This is a genomic window from Brachybacterium sp. P6-10-X1, from assembly GCF_001969445.1.
Classification (GTDB): Bacteria; Actinomycetota; Actinomycetes; order Actinomycetales; family Dermabacteraceae; genus Brachybacterium.
Genome location: NZ_CP017297.1, coordinates 1024970 through 1043587, shown reverse-complemented (window position 1 = coordinate 1043587; position 18618 = coordinate 1024970). Strand labels below are relative to the sequence as shown.

The window sequence follows — 18618 nt, the reverse complement described above, 5'->3', positions numbered from 1 at the left end:
GTCGTCCACCAGGCGCCCTGGAAGCCCACCACGAGAACATGCTGGATCGCTATGACGCGCTCAGCAGGAGACGAGGAACCATGAGCACGGTCGCGTGGGGATTCACCTGTTCCCTCGACGGATTCATCACCGGCCCCGATCACGACATGAGCTGGCTGTCCGCTGCTGAGGGGATCGACGACGTCGCCTCGGAGCAGCTGGCCGGCGCCGTCGGCGCGATCCTCTCGGGCCGCCGCGGCTACGACGCCGCGCTCGCGCAGGCGAGCGAGCGGGACGATCTGACCTCCGAGGCCTACGGAGGAGCCTGGAGCGGCGTCGAGCTCGTCCTCACTCACCGCCCGGAGGAGCTCGCGGACGATCCCCGCGTCATCGCTGCGGGCAGCGACGGGCCGGGCATCGTTCCCCTGAACTGCGACATCCGGGAGGCGATCCGCCTCGGGAAGGATGCCGCGGGCGGCAAGGACCTGCAGATCATCAGCGCCGACCTCGCTCGTCAGGCCCTCGCGCACGATCTGGTCGACGAGCTGCAGATCTTCGTCGCCCCCGTGTTCTTGGGGGATGGGACCCGCATCTTCGACGTCCCCGGCGGTCTCCGCTACGACTGGGAGCTGGTCGGGCCCATCGAGGGCGCGGAGCGAAGCGTCGGACGAACCTACCGACCCCGGCGCCGCAGAGCCTGACGACGCTCGAGCTCGCGGCGATCTCACACCCCGAGCCGTTCCTTCTCCTCGGCGAGCACCGCGGTGGCGATCGCGACGTCGGACGTCTCCGTCGCCTCCAGGTCGGCGTTCTGGGTCGCGGAGTCCAGAGCGGAACAGCGTCATGTCGACGTCGGCCTCGCGGAGGTCGCCAAACCGCCCGCTCTGGCCGGTCGCGGCGGCTGCTGGTTTCGCCACATCGAGGACGGCGCCGTCCTCGCGGAGATCCACTGCGGGATCGAGGACCCGTTCCACCCTGCGCGCACAGCGCACCCGGCGCTCGTCGTCGACACCGCCGAGCAGCTCGAACGGATGGCCGCACGGATCGAATCCGTCGACGGCGACGTGGACTGGGCCGAGCGCACCAGCTTCGAGGGGTACCCGCGTTTCCACGCCCGGGACCCCTTCGGCAACCGCCTGGAGGTCCTCACCCCGGACTGATCCGTCGACCCGTCGGTGGCGGGCCGATGCCGACCGCATGAACACTCGCCGTCGGCCCGGTGGCATGTCCGATTGGTCCGGTGATGGCTGCATACGGTCGTCGTGGTTGCCGTTCCCGATCCCCAGGAGACCACCATGGCCCTCGCCCTCGATCGCCGTCACCTCCTCGCCGGCGTCGGCGTCGCCGCCGTCGGCGTCACCGCCGCCGTCGCCCTCCCCGCCACCTCCGCCCCCGCGAAGCCCGAGACGCCCGGGTCCGAGGAGGGCAGCAGCCCCTTGATCGGCAAGCCCACCCACGACCGCCTCCACGTGATGACGTTCAACATCCGGCTGGAGCGGGTCGGCGACACGGAGAGCGGGGACCCCGACCACTGGCCGGATCGTCGGCCGCTCGTCATCGACCTGCTCGAGCGCGAGCAGCCCACCCTCCTTGGTGTCCAGGAGTGCAAGTTCGACCAGCTCTCCGCGATCCAGGAGGCGCTTCCGGACCACGAGTTCGTCGGCTACGGCCGCCACGGCGGCAGCCAGGACGAGTACTCCCCGCTGTTCTACGACGCCACCCGCTTCGAGCTGCTCGCCTGGGACCAGTTCTGGCTCTCCGACACCCCCGACGTGATCGGCTCGGCCACCTGGGGCAACGAGATCAGCCGCATGATCATCTGGGCGCGTCTGCACGACCGGGAGACCGACACCGAGTTCGCGGCGATCAACACCCACTTCGACCACCAGTCCGAGCCCTCCCGGGTCCAGAGCGCTCAGACGATGGCGGATCTGTTCGAGGGCGGGGAGCTGGACGGGCTGCCCACCATCGTCACCGGGGACTTCAATGCGCCCGCCGGGGACTCCGAGGCCTACACCACCCTGGTCACCGACGGGCCGACGGTCGACACCTGGGAGACCGCCGCCGAACAGCTCACCCCCGCCTGGGGCACCTTCCTCGGCTACGAGGAGCCCGAGGAGGGGTCCACTCGCATCGACTGGATCCTCAGCACCGAGGACGTCACCACCCATGAGGCCGCGATCAACGTCTCGACGAGTCAGGACGGCCGATATCCCTCGGACCATGCCCCGGTGCAGGCCCTGGTCTCGCTTCCCTGAGCCGCCCGTGATGCCGGCATCGTGGCGGTGCATCGGTCACCAGGCGCGACGCGGAAGCCGGCTCGTCGTCGGCCGGCTGAACGGTCACGGGCAAGGGCCTTAACACGAACTGGCTCCCCTGATAGGGTCGATCAATCGTTTGTGAGGCACCTCATGCGCCATGCAGGGTGTCCGAGCCGATGATGGAGAAGGGAAGCGAGCCAGGTGACCGTGAAGTCCACGTGCATGAAGGCCGCAGCATTCGCAGCAGGACTGATGATGGTTTCGGCAGGCGCCGCGCACGCCGCGGGTCCATCCGACGCCGAGGGGGACGTCTCCACACAGGGGCTGCCCCAATGCATCAGCGCCCGGGACGACGCACAGGGCGACGTCCATGTGGTCAACAACTGTGGGTCGTCCTACCGCTACAAGGTGGTGATGGCATTCGGCCCCGATCTCTCGTGTGAGACCGTCAAGTCCGGCTGGTCGCACACGTACGACGATCCTTACGGGCGCTTCGATGGCATCCAGGCGTGCTGAGTGCCACGACGATGAGTGACCGTCGGTGACCCGTACTTCCCTTGATGGTCAGCGCGGATCGGCCCTGCCGACGGGCCGAGCTGGCGTCTCAGGGGTGGAACCGCTTCGAGGGCGTGCATCCGGGCTCGATCCCGGGGCGCGCCCTCGTGGCCTGTCCCGGCGCTCATCGCTTGTGGTACAGCGAGCGGCGCTGGAATCGCGGCTCCGAGGTCACCGAGATCCCCAGGTTGCGGAAGATCCCCTCATCGACCGTGCCCAGGATCGTGGTGGTGTGCACGTCGCGGCCGGCGAGGTTGCGCAGCTCGTCCAGCGCGCGCCGAGCGTGATCGGCCGAGGCGGCCGAGACCGACAGGGCGATGAGCACCTCGTCGGTGTGCAGGCGCGGATTGCGCGAGCCCAGCCGCTCGGTCTTCAGCGTCTGGATCGGCTCGATCGCGGCGGGGGAGAGCAGGTGGACGTCGTCCGCGATGCCGGCCAGGTGCTTCAGGGCGTTCAGCAGCATCGCCGCGGAGCAGCCCAGCAGCGGTGAGGTCTTGCCCGTGATGATGGTGCCGTCGGCCAGCTGGATCGCGGAGCCCGGCTCCCCGGTGCGCTCCTCGACCTCGAGCGCGGGGCCGACGACGGCGCGGTCCTCGACGGTGCAGCCGGCTTTGGACATCACCATCGCCACCCGTTGGGAGACGACGTCGTCGTGGTCGCCGATCCGCTCGTCGACCGCAGCCTTGTAGAAGCGGCGGATGATCTCCTGGCGTGCGGCCTCGCGGCACACCTCGTCGTCGATGATGCAGTGTCCGGCCATGTTCACGCCCATCTCGGTGGGGGAGGCGTAGGGGGAGGCCCCCGTGAGCTTCTCCAGCAGTGTGCGCAGCAGCGGGAACACCTCGACGTCCCGGTTGTAGCTGGTGACCTGCTCCCCGTGGGCCGCGAGGTGGAAGGGGTCGATGAGGTTGATGTCGTCCAGGTCCGCGGTCGCCGATTCGTAGGCCAGGTTCACCGGATGCTCCAGCGGAAGATTCCAGATCGGGAAGGTCTCGAACTTCGCGTACCCCGACCGGATCCCTCGCGCATGGTCGTGGTAGATCTGCGAGAGGCAGGTGGCGAGCTTGCCCGAGCCCGGCCCTGGGGCGGTGACCACGATCAGGTCCCGCGAGGTCTTGGAGTGCTCATTGGCCCCGAAGCCCTGCTCGGAGACGATCCGTGCCGTGTCCTGCGGGTAGCCGGGGATCACCCCGTGGCGGGCGACGGAGAGCCCCAGCCGCTCCAGGCGCTCCTTGAAGGCCAGCGCCACATGGTTGGAGTCCTCCAGCTGGGTGATCACCACGTTCTCGACCAGGAAGCCGTGCTCGCGGAACACGTCGATCAGCCGCAGCACGTCATCCTCGTAGGTGATGCCGAGGTCGGCGCGCACCTTCTGCCGCTCGAGGTCCTTGGCGTTCAGGCACACCATGATCTCCAGCTCGTCCTTGAGCCGCTCGAGCATGGTGATCTTGTTGTCCGGGGTGAATCCCGGAAGCACCCGGGCGGCGTGATGGTCGTCGAAGAGCTTCCCGCCCATCTCCAGGTAGAGCTTCCCGCCGATCTGCTCGCGGCGCTCCTGGATGTGGCGCGACTGCAGCTCGATGTACTGCTCGCGGTCGAAGCCGACCGATGCGCTGCCGCGGGCCGCCGGGGCGTCGGGGACGGACGAGGCGGGGCTGGGTGAGGCGGGGGTGGACGAGACGGGGGAGCGGGGATCCGAGGCGGTCACCCCGGCACGCTAGCACCGCGGCGGTGGCGGGGGATCGGGCCCCATGGTCCGCGAGGCCGGGTGCGAGCAACGGCACGGTCGGTGGGCCGAGCCTCGACGGTCGCGGTCACGCGTGTCCGTTCCACCGAGCACCGAGGGTGCGGTGATGCGCGTCGGTGTCACCGAGGGTGCGGTCATGCGCGTCCGTGCCGCCGAGGATGCAGACACGCGCGTCCGTGCCGCCGAGGATGCAGACACGCGCGTCCATTCCACCGATAGATGCGCGTCTCGGGATGGATCGATGGAACCGGTGGCGACATCGCGGTGTGTCGCGGGCAGCGGGCAGGATGTCGCGCCTCATGGGCAGCGGGAAGCGGGCTCCGCAACTCTCCCCGACGCTCACGGTGATCTTCGGGTCGTCGGGTCCCGCGCCAGCCCTGACGTGCCAGGCCCCGCCCAGGGCGTGCCAGGCCCCGCCCAGGACGTGCCAGGCCCCGCCCAAGACGCGTCCGCCCCGTCGAATTGATTCGTATCGACGATGAGAGCCGCCGGTGCGAAATCCTCTGGCCAGCGGTGACGCCCGGGCCAGTCCACGTGCGGCCATCGAGGCGCCTCGGAAGTCGGCATCGGCGCCTTGCGTCGTCCCTGAACCTGCGCCATGATGGGCGACACCGCGTGAGTGGTCCGCGCCAGAGTCGGCACTGCAGACCACCTCGGTTCCACCCGCTGATCGCCGCCGACAAGCATCTCCCGTATCGATACGAATCGATACCGAGAGTCGAGACAGAGGAAACAGGATGACCATGGCCCTCACCCCGAGGCCGTCCCCGCACGAGAACGACGTGCCGGACCGTGCCACCCCGGGCCGCCCCGTGCACCGTCGCCCGGCAAGCGCCCGCCCCATCAGCGCCCGCCCCGTCAGCCGCCGCGCCCTCGGCGTCGGCGCCCTCGCCGTCCCGGGGCTGCTGGGCCTGGCCGGCTGCGGCTCCGATGTCGGCAACGGCGGTCCGAACGACATCCGGATCGTCGATTACTACAACACCCCGGCCGACGACGTCGCCATCAACGGCACCTTCGAGAAGTGTGCCGAGGAGCTCGGTCTGACGTTCTCGCGCGAGAAGGTCCCCGGCGACCAGCTGATCGCCAAGGTGCTGCAGATGGGCTCTTCGCGCACCCTGCCCGACCTGCTGATGCTCGACAATCCCAACGTCCAGCAGGTCGCAGCCTCCGGGGCTCTGGCGCCGCTGGAGCAGTACGGGATCACCACCGAGGGGCTCACCGATCCGGTCGCCGACCTCGGCATGTATGACGGGACGCTGTACGGTATTGCCCCCACGGTGAACACCATCGCCCTGTTCTACGACGCCGCCGCCCTCGAGGAGGCCGGCATCGCACCCCCGACCACCTGGGAGGAGCTGCACGAGGCCGCCGCGGCCCTGACCACTCCGGAGCGGTACGGCCTTGCCTTCTCCGCCATCGCCAGCTACGAAGGCACCTGGCAGTTCCTACCCTTCATGTGGACCAACGGGGGCGATGAGACCGACCTCGACGGCGAGGGCGTCATCGGCGCCAGTCGGTTCTGGTCCGACCTCGTGCGCGAGGGGCTCGTCTCCCGCTCCGTCGTCAACTGGGGCCAGGGCGATGTGATCGACCAGTTCAAGGCGGGCAACGTCGCCATGGTCGTCAACGGCCCGTGGAACATCGCCGGGCTCGAGGCTGACACCCCCGATCTGGACTGGGACGTGGTCACCATTCCCGTGCCGGAGGCGGGCACCGACCCCGTCGCCCCGCTCGGAGGCGAGGTGTGGACCGTGCCAGTCACCGGCGACGAGGAGAAGCAGAAGAAGGCCGCCGCCCTGCTGAAGGCGTTCGTCGCCCCCGAGAACCAGCTGTACATGGCGGGGGAGCGCTCCACCATCCCCGGGGACACGGCGGCCGCCGAACAGTTCGCGGGCGAGCACCCGGAGCTGTCCACCTTCGTCGAGCAGGTTTCCACCGCCCGCTCCCGCACCGCCCAGCTGGGCCCGGAATGGCCGCGCACCGCCAAGGCGATCTACACCGCCAACCAGCGGGTCCTCGTCGACGACACCGACCCGGCCGAGGCGTTCGACGAAGCCTCCCGGACCGTCGAAGCGTCCCGGACCGCGAGCTGACGAAGGAGCCGACATGACCACGACCGCCACCCAGTCCGACGCCCGGGCCGCCGGGCCCGCCTCGGCATCCCGGCGTCGGGCGCGCCGCGGGGACCTCCTGGTCCGCTACGCGTTCATCGCCCCCGCCGCGATCTACATGATCGCCTTCTTCGGCTACCCGATCCTGAAGAACGTCGTGATGAGCTTCCAGGCCTACGACTTCACGACCTTCTTCAACGGCGAAGCGCCCTTCGTGGGCCTGGCCAACTACACCGCCACCTTCTCCGATCCCATCTTCACCCGGGCCCTGGGAAACACCGCGCTGTTCACGATCGGCTCGATCATCGGACAGTTCGTGATCGGTATGGCCCTGGCGCTCTACTTCCGCAAGAAGTTCCCGCTGTCGGGCTTCCTGCGCTCGCTGCTCCTGCTGCCCTGGCTGCTGCCGATGATCGTCTCTGCCGCGGTGTGGCGCTGGATCCTCGAACAGGACAACGGCGCGCTGAACCGTTTCCTCGAGGGCGTCGGACTGATCTCCGAACCGATCCCGTGGCTGGTCAGCTCGTCGACCGCCCTGCTCGCCGTGATCATCGTGAACATCTGGTTGGGCATCCCCTTCAACGTCGTGCTGTTGTACAGCGGGCTGCAGTCCATCCCCGACGAGCTCTACGAGGCCGGCCAGCTCGACGGCGCCACCGGCTGGAAGTCCTTCTGGCACATCACGCTGCCGATGCTGCGCCCGGTGGTCTCCGTGGTGCTGCTGCTCGGGGTGATCTACACGATCAAGGTCCTCGACCTCATCATCGGGCTCACCGGCGGTGGCCCCGCCAACGCCACCCAGACCCTCGCCACCCGCAGCTACGAGATGAGCTTCATCGAGTTCGACTTCGGCCAGGGTGCCGCGCTGAGCAACGTCCTGATCCTGATCGCCCTGGCCTTCAGCCTCGTCTACCTGCGCGCCAACGCCCGCGCCGCGAAGAAGGGATGACCGCGATGAGCACCGCCACCACCGCCCCCGCCGCTCCCGGCCTGACCCCGACCCCGCACCGGCCGCGCTCGCGCCGCGCGTGGATCCACACCGTGATCGGCATCGTCCTGGTCGCGATCATGCTGTTCCCCGTCTATTGGATGGTCAACGCCTCGCTGGCCCCGGCGGGCAACAGCCTGAACACCCAATGGCTGCCGCTGAACCCCGACTTCTCCGGCTACTCCCGCGCCCTCGCCGACCAGGGCCAGAACCTCATCACCTCGCTGATCGTCGCGATCGGTGCCTGCGTGCTGTCCGTGGCGATCGCCGCCCCCTGCGCGTACGCGCTGGCCCAGTTCAAGATCAAGGGCACCGCGGTGCTGCTGTTCGTGGTGCTGATCAGCCAGATGATCCCCGGCATCGTCATCGCCAATGCGCTGTACACCGTGTACACCCCGTTGGGGCTGATCAACTCGATCCCCGGACTGATCCTGGCCGACGCCTCCCAGGGCATCCCCTTCGCGATCCTCATCATGCGCGCCTACCTCGAGACGTTCGAGACCTCGATCGTCGAGGCCGCCCGCGTGGACGGCTGCGGGCACGTGCGGGCCTTCTGGTCCATCGTCCTGCCGGTCTCGAAGAACTCCCTGATCACCGCGGGGATCTTCTCGTTCCTGTTCGCCTGGAGCGACTTCCTCATGGCGCTGACGCTGACCACCGGGGAGACCATCCGCCCGGTGACGCTGGGGCTGTACACCTACATCGGCACCAACGACACCGACTGGAGCGCCGTGATGTCCACGGCCGTGCTCTCGTCCCTGCCCGCCGTGATCCTCATGATCATCGCCCAGAAGTACGTCGCCGCCGGAGCCACCGGCGGGGCCGTGAAATGACCGCACCTCTCCCTCCGAGCGACCGCCGCTCGAGCGCCGACGGGCCGACACCGTTCGCCCAGCACCCCCGTGAAAGGACCCTCTCCATGACCACGACGCCCACCACACCTGCCACCTCCACCACCACCGCCGCGTCCGGCACCGCAGCCGCGCCGCTGCGCGTGACCGTCTGGGGCGAGAACCGCCACGAGCAGCGCGATGAGCGCGTGCGCGAGAACTACCCCGACGGGATGCACGCCGCCATCCGCGAGGCGATCACCGAGAACCTCGGGCAGGAGGTCACCACCCGTGTCGCTCTGCTCGACGACCCCGAGCACGGGCTGAGCGAGGAGGTCCTGGCCGAGACCGACGTGCTGACCTGGTGGGGACACATGGCCCACGACGAGGTCTCCGACGAGGTCGCCGAGCGCGTCCAGCAGCATGTGCTGGCCGGCATGGGCCTGGTGGTGCTGCACTCCGGTCACTGGTCCAAGCCCTTCACCCGGCTGATGGGCACCACCTGCACCCTGCGCTGGCGTAACGAGGCGGACCGCGAGCTGGTGTGGACCGTGAACCCCTCCCACCCCATCGCGGAGGGCGTCCCGCACCCGATCATCATCGACGAGCAGGAGATGTACGGGGAGCACTTCGACATCCCCGTGCCCGACGAACTGGTGTTCGTCTCCTCCTTCAGCGGGGGAGAGGTGTTCCGCTCCGGCTGCACCTTCCGCCGTGGCAAGGGCAAGATCTTCTACTTCAGCCCCGGCGACCAGGACTACCCCGTCTACCAGCACCGCGACGTGCGTCGGGTCATCGCCAACGGGGTGAGCTGGGCCCGTCCGGCGGTCGCCGACCGTGCGGTGCCGTTCCTGGACCGCTACGAGACCGACTGGTTCGTCACCGGCGCCGCCGGGCAGGGCGTGGGCGACGCGGGGGCAGTGGGGAAGGGCGCATGATCGACCTCCATCACCCCGTCCGCGACCCGCAGTCCGCCGGCCACGAGTCCCCCACCGGTCCGGTCCCGGTGGTCGTCGTCGGCGCCGGCGGCATGGGGAAGACCTGGATCCGCACCGTGCTGGACAACGACGCCGCCGTGCTGGTGGGGATCGTCGACGTGATGGACGGCGCCGCCGAGCGCGCGGTCTCCGAGCTCGTTCCCGAGCATCAGCGCTCCGCCGTCGTCACGGGCACCGACTCGGCCACCGTCGCCCGGCAGGCCGCGGCGGAGGCCGTCATCGACGTGACGATCCCGGCCGCCCATCACAAGGTCACGGCCGACGCCCTGCACGCGGGGTACCCGGTGCTGGGGGAGAAGCCCTGCGCGGCGACCCTGGCCGAGGCCGTGTCGCTGGCCGGGCACGCCGAGACCACCGGCCGGCTGTTCATGGTCTCCCAGTCCAGGCGGAACAACCCCCACCTCGGCGAGACGCGACGCCTCGCCGACGAGCTCGGCGGCGCCGGCATCGTCGACACCCGCTTCTACAAGGCGCCCCGCTTCGGTGGCTTCCGCGACGAGATGGAGCATCCGCTGATCGTGGACATGGCGATCCATGCGTTCGACGCCGGGCGCGTGCTGATCGACGGCAACCCGGTGGCCGTCACGGCCACCGCGTACAACCCCGTCTGGAGTTGGTACGCCGGGGACGCGGCCGCCACCGTGACGATCACCTACGACACCGGCGCCGTGCACACCTTCTCCGGATCTTGGGCCGCCCCCGGCGCCGAGACCAGCTGGAACGGTGACTGGCAGATCAGCTGCGAGCGCGGCAGCGTCCACTGGGACGGCGAGGAGCCGCCGACGGCCCGGCCCGAGGGCGGTGAGCAGCACCCCGGCCGTGCCCCCGCGCCGGAGGCCCGCTGGGAGCTGGATGCCTCGCTGTCCGAGTTCTGCGCTGCCCTGCGCGGGGGTCCCGTTCCGGCCTCGGAGGTCCACGGCAACGTCTGGACCCAGGCGATCGTCGAGGCGGCGGTCCGCTCGGCGGGGACCGGACGACGGGTGCTGCTCGCCGAGGTGCTCGACGAGGCGCTCGACGCGGCGCGCGAGCTCGATCTCGCGGACGGACGCAGCCGGGCACTGTCGACGTGGAAGACTGGCATCTCGGGGCTGACCACCACGTAGAGCAGCGCCGGGGACGGGGAGGGAGCCATGGCCGTCAGCAGAGCCCAGCGGAAGAAGCCGCCGACGAGCCTGGACGTCGCACGCCTGGCCGGCGTCTCGCAGTCCACCGTCAGCTACGTGCTGACCGGCTCCCGCCCCATCTCCGAGGCCACCCGCGTCCGGGTCGCGGACGCCATCGACAAGCTCGGGTATCACCCCAACTCCGGGGCCCGCACCCTGCGCTCCCAGCGCAGCGGCGTGATCGGGCTGATGGTCCCCGAGGCCGACTCCGACGACGGCGTGCTGATGGTCTTCATCGGCGCCATCGCCCGCGAGGCCCAGCGCCACGGCTACGACATCCTGCTGGTCACCGCGCAGGAGGGCGCCCGCGGCATCCGCCGCGTCGTCCGCACCGGCGTGTGCGAGGCGCTCATCCTCATGGAGCTGGACCGGCACGACGAGCGCGTCGCCCCGGTCATCGAGTCCGGGCTGCCGTTCGTGACCATCGGCAAGCCGGAGGAGTTCCCGCAGGGCTCCGTCGTGGACCTCGACTTCGAGATGCTCGGCAGGATGGTGGTCGAGCGCTCCGTCGAGGAGGGCTGCGATCGCCTCCTGCTGTTCGGCTCCCCCGACCGCAAGCGCCGCCGCAACGACGTCTCCCGCTTCCTCTCCGGTGTCGAGGACAGCGCGGAGGAGTGCGAGCTGGAGATCGTGCTCGATCACGAGGCGCTCTCCGGCGTTCCCGATCGAGCCCTGCGGCTGACCCTGCCCAACCAGCGCACCGCCCTGTTCGGCATCACCGGGGTGCGCCAGGCACTGTTCGCCATGGCCGCGACGGGCGCGCTGGTGGACGAGACAAGGCTGCTGATCGCGCTCAGCGGCGAGGATCTGGTCGACGTCAGCCCGCTGCTGGCCGCCGTGCCGCAGATCGACCCGCGCCGGATCGAGATCAGCGAGCTGGCCGTCGCCGAGCTGGTGCGCCTGCTGCAGATCGAGGGTGCCGGGCCCCGCATCACGTTGGTCGAGCCCCGCTGGCTCGAAGGCTGACGCGTCGCGCCGACGACTCCTGCGAGACGGGCTCGGTTCCTCGAAGGGCGACGGGACACGCCATCGATTCCCCCGATATGCATCGGAACCGGTGCGGATCGATGGAACGGATGGGCGCGGCGCACCCTGGTGGCCCACCGAGCACTGGCTGTGACCCGCCGACGAGCGCCCCTCCGCCGACGAACGCCCTTCCGCCGACGAACGCACTACCGCCGACGAACGCCCCACCAGCGACGAGCGCCTCACCGGCGACGAACGCCCCTCTGCCGACGAGCGACCCACCGGCGACGAGTGATGAGAGGCCCGTCCTGCACCGCCCCGACGAGAGACCCGCCGCACCGGCATGACCGGCGAATATGCTGCGAAGCCGACGAAATCATGTCAGACTCTTCCCAGGAACTGATGTAAGCCAGATCACCTTCCCTATTCGCGTCGCGTGGCAACTCCTGGAGGCCGCATGTCAGACGTCCCCGCTCCCACCATGTTCTCCCGCTTGGCCGCCGAGTTCGTCGGCACCTTCTGGCTCGTCTTCGGGGGCTGCGGCGCCGCGGTGCTGGCAGCCGGATTCCTCACCGAGGACGGCATCCACATGGGCATCGGCTTCCTCGGTGTCGCCTTCGCGTTCGGCCTGACCGTGCTCACCGGCGCCTACGCCGTCGGCCACATCTCCGGCGGGCACTTCAATCCGGCCGTGACCTTCGGCGTCTTCCTCGCCGGCCGGATCGAGGCCAAGGCCGTCCTTCAGTACATCGGCACCCAGATCGTGGGCGGCATCGTCGCCGCGGTCGTGCTCTTCGTGGTCGCCAGCGGCCAGAGCGACTTCGCGATCGAACCGGGCGCGGCGGGTTCCTTCGCGACCAACGGCTACGGCGACCTCTCGCCCGGTGGTTACAGCTTGCTGTCCGCCCTGGTCCTCGAGATCGTGCTGACCGCCATCTTCCTGTGGGTGATCCTCGGGACCACCGACGGACGGGCACCGGTCGGCTTCGCCCCGCTGGCCATCGGACTGTCCTTGACCTTGATCCACCTGGTGGCGATCCCGGTGACCAACACGTCCGTGAACCCCGCCCGATCCTTGGCGGTGGCGGTGTTCAATCCGGCGGCGCTGGCCCAGGTGTGGCTGTTCTTCGTGGCCCCGGCGATCGGCGCCGCCATCGCCGGCCTCAGCTACAAGCTGCTCTTCGCCGCCGAACGCTGAGAGAGGGCCGTCTCCGCTCCGTCGCCGCGGCCCTGTGAAGAACTATGACGGCCCAGAAGCTTTTAGCTGTCGGCGATCGTCGTGACCGCCGGGTCATCGGGGGCGCCCTCGACGGCCATCCGTCGCGTCCCAGCTCACGAGCCCATCGGGACGGGAGCACGACGCATCCCGCGCGACGCCGACGCGTCGCGACACCGCCGGGTGAGCCCTCCCACATGGACTGACGGCATAGGCCTGCTTGGGGGGCGCATAAGATCGAGACATGTCTATCGCGCCCACGCCCGTCGACGCCCACGAGATCCTCGCGTCGGTGATCACCGATGCCCCGGACGCTCGGGAGGTGGTGGCGACGCTGCGTCCCGAGGTCCTCGCCCGCACCCGCGAGGCCTACGACGCGCTGTACCGCAGCGAGCAACTGCTGCCCGCCCCGGTGCTGCATGCCCTTGCCGTGGTCACCGCGGACTGGCAGGGCAGCGGTGCGCTGTCCGCCTGGCACGCGACCCAGGGCGCCGATGCCCGTCTGACCGCCGCCGATCCGATCGCCGCCGACCTCCACGGCCTGGACGCCGCCACGCTGAACGCCCTGCGCGAGCACGTGGACCTGCTGTCGGTCTCCCCGGCGCTCATCGGCCGGGCGGACCAGACCCGCCTGCTGGATGCCGGGGTCGACGCGCCCCTGGCCGTCCTGGTCAGCCAGCTCGTCTCCTTCGAGAGCTACGTCCAGCGCCTCGTCGCGGGCCTGGCCGCCCTGCACGGCCTCGACGTGCCCACCATCGAAGCCCCGACCCGCCACCCGCGGTCCCGCGGCCGCGCCGCCGAGCACGGCGGCCCCACCGCCACCGGTCGCACCCGCCCGTCCACCTTCACCCGGGAGGTCCTGCAGTGGGAGCCGTGGGTGGCCGTGCCCGAGGAGAACGAGCTCAGCGAGCTCCAGCGCGCCTCCTTCGCCTCCAAGGCCAGCACCAACAGCGTGTACTTCCGGATGCTCTCGCTCACCCCGGCCATCACCGCCGCCCGCAGCGGGCTGGACAATGCGATCTTCCTGCCCCGCGACGGCGCCCCCAAGGCCGAGCGCGAGCTCGCCGCCGCCGTGGCCAGCAAGGTCAACGACTGCATCTACTGCGCCTCCGTGCACGCGCGCAAGGCCGCCGGCTTCTCCCGGCGCGAGGATGCCGTCGACACCCTGCTCGCGGCCGCCCTCGAGCGCGACGACGACTGGATCGCCGCAGACCTCGCTCCGCTCACGGCCGGCCAGGACGCCCGCTGGTCCGCCGTCATCGCCGCGGCCGCCGAGCTGTCCCGCCCGCGCCCGCAGCTGACCGCCGCCCAGCTCGAGCCGCTGCGTCGCCAGGGGCTGACCACAGTCGAGATCACCGACCTGCTGACCGCGGCAGCCTTCTTCGCCTGGGCCAACCGCCTCATGCTCAGCCTCGGCGAGCCCTCCCTGCCCGACACCGACGTGCCCGACTCCGACGTGCCCGACTCCGGCAGGTCCGGCGCCGAGCGCGTCGCCGCCTGACCCCTCCGCCCCTGTCCGAGCCCCGTCCCGTACCCGTCGAGGAGCCATGACCCCTGCACTCCGCCGCCGCACCCTGCTCGGTGCCGCCGTCGCCACCCTGCCCGTCCTGGGCCTCGCCGCATGCGGCGAGGTCACCGTCGAGGGCGAGGCGGGAGCCGCCACCTCCACGGCCGTCAGGGTGACCGATGATCAGGACCGGGAGGTCGAGCTGCCTGGCCCGGCACGCCGCGCGGTCGTGCTGAACAGCTACACCAATGAGTTCGTGCGGGCCATCGGGGCCGGGGACGCCGTCGTCGGCGTGGACCGCGCATCGCTGGACCGTCTGCCGTACCTGTCGCTGGCGGAGAGCGAGGTGATCGCCGAGGGTCTGGACCAGCTGAACTACGAGGCCATCGCCCAGCTCGAGCCCGACGTGGTGATCATGCCGCGCAACGCCATCTGGCAGGAGGCCGCCGAGCAGCTCGAGCCCTTCGGGATCCCGATGATCGTCGCCACCGCATGGGACACCGACGTGGTCGACGAGACGATCACCCTCCTCGGCAAGGTCTTCGGGGCCGAGGACGCCGCCACCACCGTCCTGGAGTTCAAGGACGAGATCACGGGCGTTCTCGGGGAGCGCCTGGCCGACATCGATCCCGTCTCCGTCTACTTCGAGACCGTCGAGCCGTACCTGACCGCCCTGCCCGGCTCCGGCTTCGACGCCATGATCGAGGCCGCCGGCGGCACGAACATCTTCTCCGACGCCTCCGGTGGGGACGCCCAGGAGGAGCTCACCGTCGACCCCAGCGAGGTGGTGCTGCGCGACCCCCAGGTCGTGTTTCACGAGTTCGAGCCCTCGGCCGAGCCCGTCGACCGCTTCGAGGAGATCCGCGAGAACATCGCCGATCGACCCGGCTGGGACGGCATGAGCGCCCTGGCCGAAGGGCAGATCGCGATCGCCAACGGCTGGGCGACCTCCGCGCTCGGCAAGTCCATCGGAGCGCTGTACCTCGCCTCCTGGCTGCACCCCGACGCGCTCGGCGACGTCGACCCCGACCAGTACCTCACCCGCTGGGTCACCGAGTTCCAGGACACCGAGCTGTCCGACCCGGCCGACTACGTCCAGGGACCTGCCTCATGAGCACCACCCTCGAGACCCGCCGCCAGAAGACCGATGCCCCGGCGCCCGCCCCCGGGACGACCGGAGCGTCCACCGCCCGCCGCCGCGAGCTGCGCAAGTCCCTGACGCTCGCCGTCGGCCTCGTCGTCTCCGTGCTCGCGCTGATCGCCGCCGTCACCATCGGCACCGCCGGGGTGGGATTCACCGACGTGGTCCGGTCGATCCAGGTCAGCGTCTTCGGCGGCACCATCAGTGCCGACTTCGCCTCCTCCTACGCGGTGATCACCCAGCTGCGGCTGCCGCGCGTGCTGCTGGCCTTCGCCGCCGGCGCCGCGCTGTCCGTCTCCGGCGTGCTCATGCAGGGCCTGCTGCGCAACCCGCTGGTCAGCCCCTTCACCCTCGGCGTGTCCCCGGCGGCCGCCTTCGGGGCGGCGCTGGTGATCACCCTGGCCGGGACCAACCAGCTGCCCGCCTGGGCGACCATCGTCGGCGCCATGGTGATGTCGCTGATGGTCTCCGCGGTCGTGCTCGGCATCGCCACCGCCCGCCGCATGGCAGTCGCCACCCTGCTCCTGCTGGGCATCGCGATGACCCAGATCTTCGAGGCGCTCACCTCCGCGCTGCAGTTCACCGCCAACGAGAACACGCTGCAGGCGATCATCCGCTGGACCTTCGGCTCCGTGAACGACGCCAGCTGGGACGATGTGCTGATCGTCGGCATCATCACGCTGGTCGCCGTGCCGCTGACCCTGTGGTTCTCCAAGGATCTCAACGCCATCGCCTTCGCCGGCGACGACGCCGCCCGCAGCTTCGGCGTCAACGTCGGCCCGGTGCGCGTCGGCCTCATCGCCCTGGCGGTCACCCTCGCCGCCGTCGTGGTCAGCTTCTGCGGCATCATCGGCTTCGTGGGGCTCGTCGGCCCCCACATCGCGCGGCTCGCGATCGGTGCCGACCACCGCCACCTGCTGCCCTTCGCGGCGCTGTCCGGTGGGCTCCTGCTGCTGGTGGCCGACGCCGTCGGCCGCACCGTCATCGCCCCGGCCGTCGTGCCCGTCGGCATCGTGGTCGCCTTCATCGGCGGCCCCGTGTTCATCTACCTCATCCTCACGCGAAGGAACACTCTGAAGTGAGCCTCACCGTCGATCATCTCTCCTTCTCCTACGGAAAGCGGAAGATCCTCGAGGACATCTCCTTCGAGGTCGCCCCCGGGGCATTCTGTGCGCTGCTGGGCCCCAACGGCTCCGGCAAGTCCACCCTGGTCAAGGCCATCGCCGGCGTGCACCGCGCGAAGGCGGGGCGCGTCACGGTCGAGGGTCGCACCACCGCCTCGCTGGGTCGGCGCGAGCTCGCGAAGGTCGTCGGCTACGTCCCCCAAGCGGGGGACGCCCCTTTCGACCTCACCGTGCGCGAGGCCGTGATGCTGGGGCGCACCCCGCACTACGGGCTCACCCCGCGCGAGGAGGACCGCGCGAAGGTCGAGGACGCGATCGTGCGCATGGGTCTGACCGACCTGGCCGAGCGCAGCATGTCCGAGCTCTCGGGCGGCCAGGCCCAGCGCGCCCTGATCGCGCGGGCCCTGGCCCAGGACACCCGCGTGCTGCTGCTGGACGAGCCCACCAGCGCGCTCGACCTGCGCTATCAGATCGAGACCCTGCAGCTGGTCCGCCGGATCACCCGCGAGGAGGGCATCAGCGCTCTGATCGCCATCCACGACCTCAATCACGCCGCCCGCTACTGCGACCAGGTGATCGTGCTGCACGACGGCAGCGTCACCGCCGACGGCGCCCCTGCCGACGCCTTGCAGGCCCCGACCCTGCGCACCGTCTACGAGGTGGACGTCGAGGTCGCCGCCCACGAGGACGCCGTCGAGGTGCGCCCGCGTGTGGACGAGCAGGGCTTCACCCGCACCGGTGCCCGGCTCGACGAGCCGGCGGCTGCCGTGAGCTCTCGATGAGCACCCTGGACGCGGTCATCGTCGGCGGCGGACCCCGGGGCGTCGCCACTGTGCTGCGCGCCGCCGCCCGCGCGGCGGAAGGCGGGGGAGACCCCGTCCGGCTCGCCGTGGTCGACGCCCTCGCCGTCGGCCCGGGAGCGACGTGGCTGATCGACCAGCCGGGGGAGTACCTCAACAACACCCAGGCCGACGCCACCACCATCCACCCCGATGCCTCGACTCCGATGTCCGGCCCTGCCGCCCCCGGCCCGGACCTCCTGGACTGGGCGCGGTCCGTCACGGACTCCGGCGCCCACCCCCTGGGGGACTGGGTGCTCCAGGAGGCCCGCACCCTGGTCGGCGCGACGTTCCCCTCCCGGCGTCTGCAGGGCGCCTATTTCCGCGACCAGCTCGATGCCGCGATCGCCGCGGGGCACGTCGAGGTCACCGAGATCCACGGCCTCGTCGTCGACCTCCAGCGTTCGGGCGAGGACACCGTCGTGGTGCTGGCCGACGGCCGCCGCCTGTCCGCCCCCACCGTGGTGCTCGCCCAGGGCATGGTCCAGGCCCGCCGCAGCCCCGACGTGACCGCCCTGGCCGAGGCGGCCGAGCGGTTCGGCCTGCGCTACGTCGAGCCCGGCATGCCGGCCGAGCGCGACTACACCGCCCTGCCCGCCGGGCGGACCGTGCTGGTGCGCGGTCTGGGCGCGAACTTCTTCGACGTGATCGGCCGGCTCGTCACCGAGTGGGGCGGAGCGATCGAGCCCGTCCCCGGTGACCCGGCCGGCCGCCTGCGCTACGTCCCCAGCGGCCGCGAACCGCACCTGGTGGTCGGCTCGCGCCGCGGCGTGCCCTACCGCTCCAAGCCCGACGGCGGCCGCGCCGTACGTCCCTTCACCGCCTGCTGGGCCACCCCCGCGTGGTTCGAGGCGCTCGCGGAGCGCTCCGACGTGGACTTCGCCGCCGAGGTGTGGCCGGTCCTGTCCCGCGAATTCGCCCGCGTGTACCTCGAGGCCCTCACCGAGATCGAGCCCGCGGCGGTCACCGGGAACTGGATCGGTGCCCTGGAGACGTCCGGGACCCAGGACGAGGTCGACGCCGTGCTGGATGCTGCGATCGGCGAGGACCGCTGGACCTGGACCCTGGACGAACTGCACCGGCCCACCGGCGGTGAACCCGTCAGCGGCCCGGCGTAGGACGCGCTGGTCGCCCGTCTCGTCGAGGACGAGCTCGGCTCGCTCTCCGACCCGGCCCGGCACCCCCGGGCCGCG

General features: G+C 70.6%; 17 protein-coding genes. 16 read left to right on the top strand and 1 reads right to left on the bottom strand.

What is annotated here, in order from left to right; genetic code table 11:
• The first annotated feature begins 80 nt into the window (after positions 1-80).
• The 4 genes from BH708_RS04720 to BH708_RS04705 all read left to right on the top strand — a co-directional run bounded on the left by BH708_RS04720 (position 81) and on the right by BH708_RS04705 (position 2756).
• Positions 81-680 (top strand): dihydrofolate reductase family protein, encoded by a 600-nt coding sequence (locus tag BH708_RS04720; protein ID WP_076807014.1) that lies wholly within the window; start codon positions 81-83, stop codon positions 678-680.
• A 63-nt stretch (positions 681-743) separates the two neighbouring features.
• Positions 744-1139, top strand: coding sequence for a glyoxalase (locus BH708_RS04715; protein ID WP_371329968.1), 396 nt, complete (start codon positions 744-746; stop codon positions 1137-1139).
• A gap of 102 nt (positions 1140-1241) precedes the next feature.
• Entirely contained in the window at positions 1242-2237 is a 996-nt protein-coding gene (locus BH708_RS04710; protein WP_253705472.1) for an endonuclease/exonuclease/phosphatase family protein, read from the top strand.
• Positions 2238-2462: 225 nt separating this feature from the next.
• Complete coding sequence (locus tag BH708_RS04705; RefSeq protein ID WP_157235745.1) at positions 2463-2756, top strand: hypothetical protein; 294 nt, start codon at positions 2463-2465, stop codon at positions 2754-2756.
• Between the two features lie 163 nt (positions 2757-2919).
• On the opposite strand, the gene BH708_RS04700 is transcribed toward BH708_RS04705, so the two are convergent.
• Entirely contained in the window at positions 2920-4503 is a 1584-nt protein-coding gene (locus BH708_RS04700) for a DUF1846 domain-containing protein (protein ID WP_076807008.1), read from the bottom strand.
• 776 nt (positions 4504-5279) lie between these two features.
• Between BH708_RS04700 and BH708_RS04695 the strand changes: the two genes are divergently transcribed.
• From BH708_RS04695 to BH708_RS20255, 12 genes are all read left to right on the top strand, one after another.
• Complete coding sequence (locus tag BH708_RS04695) at positions 5280-6635, top strand: extracellular solute-binding protein (protein WP_253705471.1); 1356 nt, start codon at positions 5280-5282, stop codon at positions 6633-6635.
• A gap of 13 nt (positions 6636-6648) precedes the next feature.
• Positions 6649-7602, top strand: a complete 954-nt coding sequence (locus tag BH708_RS04690; protein WP_076807006.1) for a carbohydrate ABC transporter permease — start codon at positions 6649-6651, stop codon at positions 7600-7602.
• Between the two features lie 5 nt (positions 7603-7607).
• On the top strand, positions 7608-8474 hold the full coding sequence (locus BH708_RS04685) for a carbohydrate ABC transporter permease (RefSeq protein WP_216639501.1): 867 nt from the start codon (positions 7608-7610) through the stop codon (positions 8472-8474).
• 86 nt (positions 8475-8560) lie between these two features.
• Entirely contained in the window at positions 8561-9409 is an 849-nt protein-coding gene (locus tag BH708_RS04680) for a ThuA domain-containing protein (protein ID WP_076807004.1), read from the top strand.
• Complete coding sequence (locus BH708_RS04675; protein WP_076807002.1) at positions 9406-10572, top strand: Gfo/Idh/MocA family protein; 1167 nt, start codon at positions 9406-9408, stop codon at positions 10570-10572. Before BH708_RS04680 ends, BH708_RS04675 begins: the two co-directional genes overlap by 4 nt.
• 27 nt (positions 10573-10599) lie before the next feature.
• Positions 10600-11598: a LacI family DNA-binding transcriptional regulator gene (locus BH708_RS04670; RefSeq protein WP_076807000.1), complete on the top strand. Its 999-nt coding sequence runs from the start codon at positions 10600-10602 to the stop codon at positions 11596-11598.
• A 457-nt stretch (positions 11599-12055) separates the two neighbouring features.
• A complete protein-coding gene (gene aqpZ / locus BH708_RS04665; RefSeq protein ID WP_076806998.1) occupies positions 12056-12796 on the top strand; it encodes an aquaporin Z in 741 nt (246 codons plus the stop codon).
• Positions 12797-13058: 262 nt separating this feature from the next.
• Positions 13059-14315: a peroxidase-related enzyme gene (locus BH708_RS04660; protein WP_076806996.1), complete on the top strand. Its 1257-nt coding sequence runs from the start codon at positions 13059-13061 to the stop codon at positions 14313-14315.
• Positions 14316-14361: 46 nt separating this feature from the next.
• Positions 14362-15435 carry an ABC transporter substrate-binding protein gene (locus BH708_RS04655; RefSeq protein ID WP_076806994.1) on the top strand — a complete coding sequence of 358 codons (1074 nt, stop codon included), beginning with the start codon at positions 14362-14364 and terminating at the stop codon, positions 15433-15435.
• Complete coding sequence (locus BH708_RS04650) at positions 15432-16544, top strand: iron ABC transporter permease (RefSeq protein WP_076806992.1); 1113 nt, start codon at positions 15432-15434, stop codon at positions 16542-16544. The genes BH708_RS04655 and BH708_RS04650 overlap by 4 nt, the downstream gene beginning before the upstream one ends.
• A complete protein-coding gene (locus BH708_RS04645; RefSeq protein ID WP_076806990.1) occupies positions 16541-17368 on the top strand; it encodes an ABC transporter ATP-binding protein in 828 nt (275 codons plus the stop codon). Before BH708_RS04650 ends, BH708_RS04645 begins: the two co-directional genes overlap by 4 nt.
• Positions 17365-18543 carry an FAD/NAD(P)-binding protein gene (locus BH708_RS20255; RefSeq protein ID WP_253705470.1) on the top strand — a complete coding sequence of 393 codons (1179 nt, stop codon included), beginning with the start codon at positions 17365-17367 and terminating at the stop codon, positions 18541-18543. The genes BH708_RS04645 and BH708_RS20255 overlap by 4 nt, the downstream gene beginning before the upstream one ends.
• Positions 18544-18618: the final 75 nt, after the last annotated feature.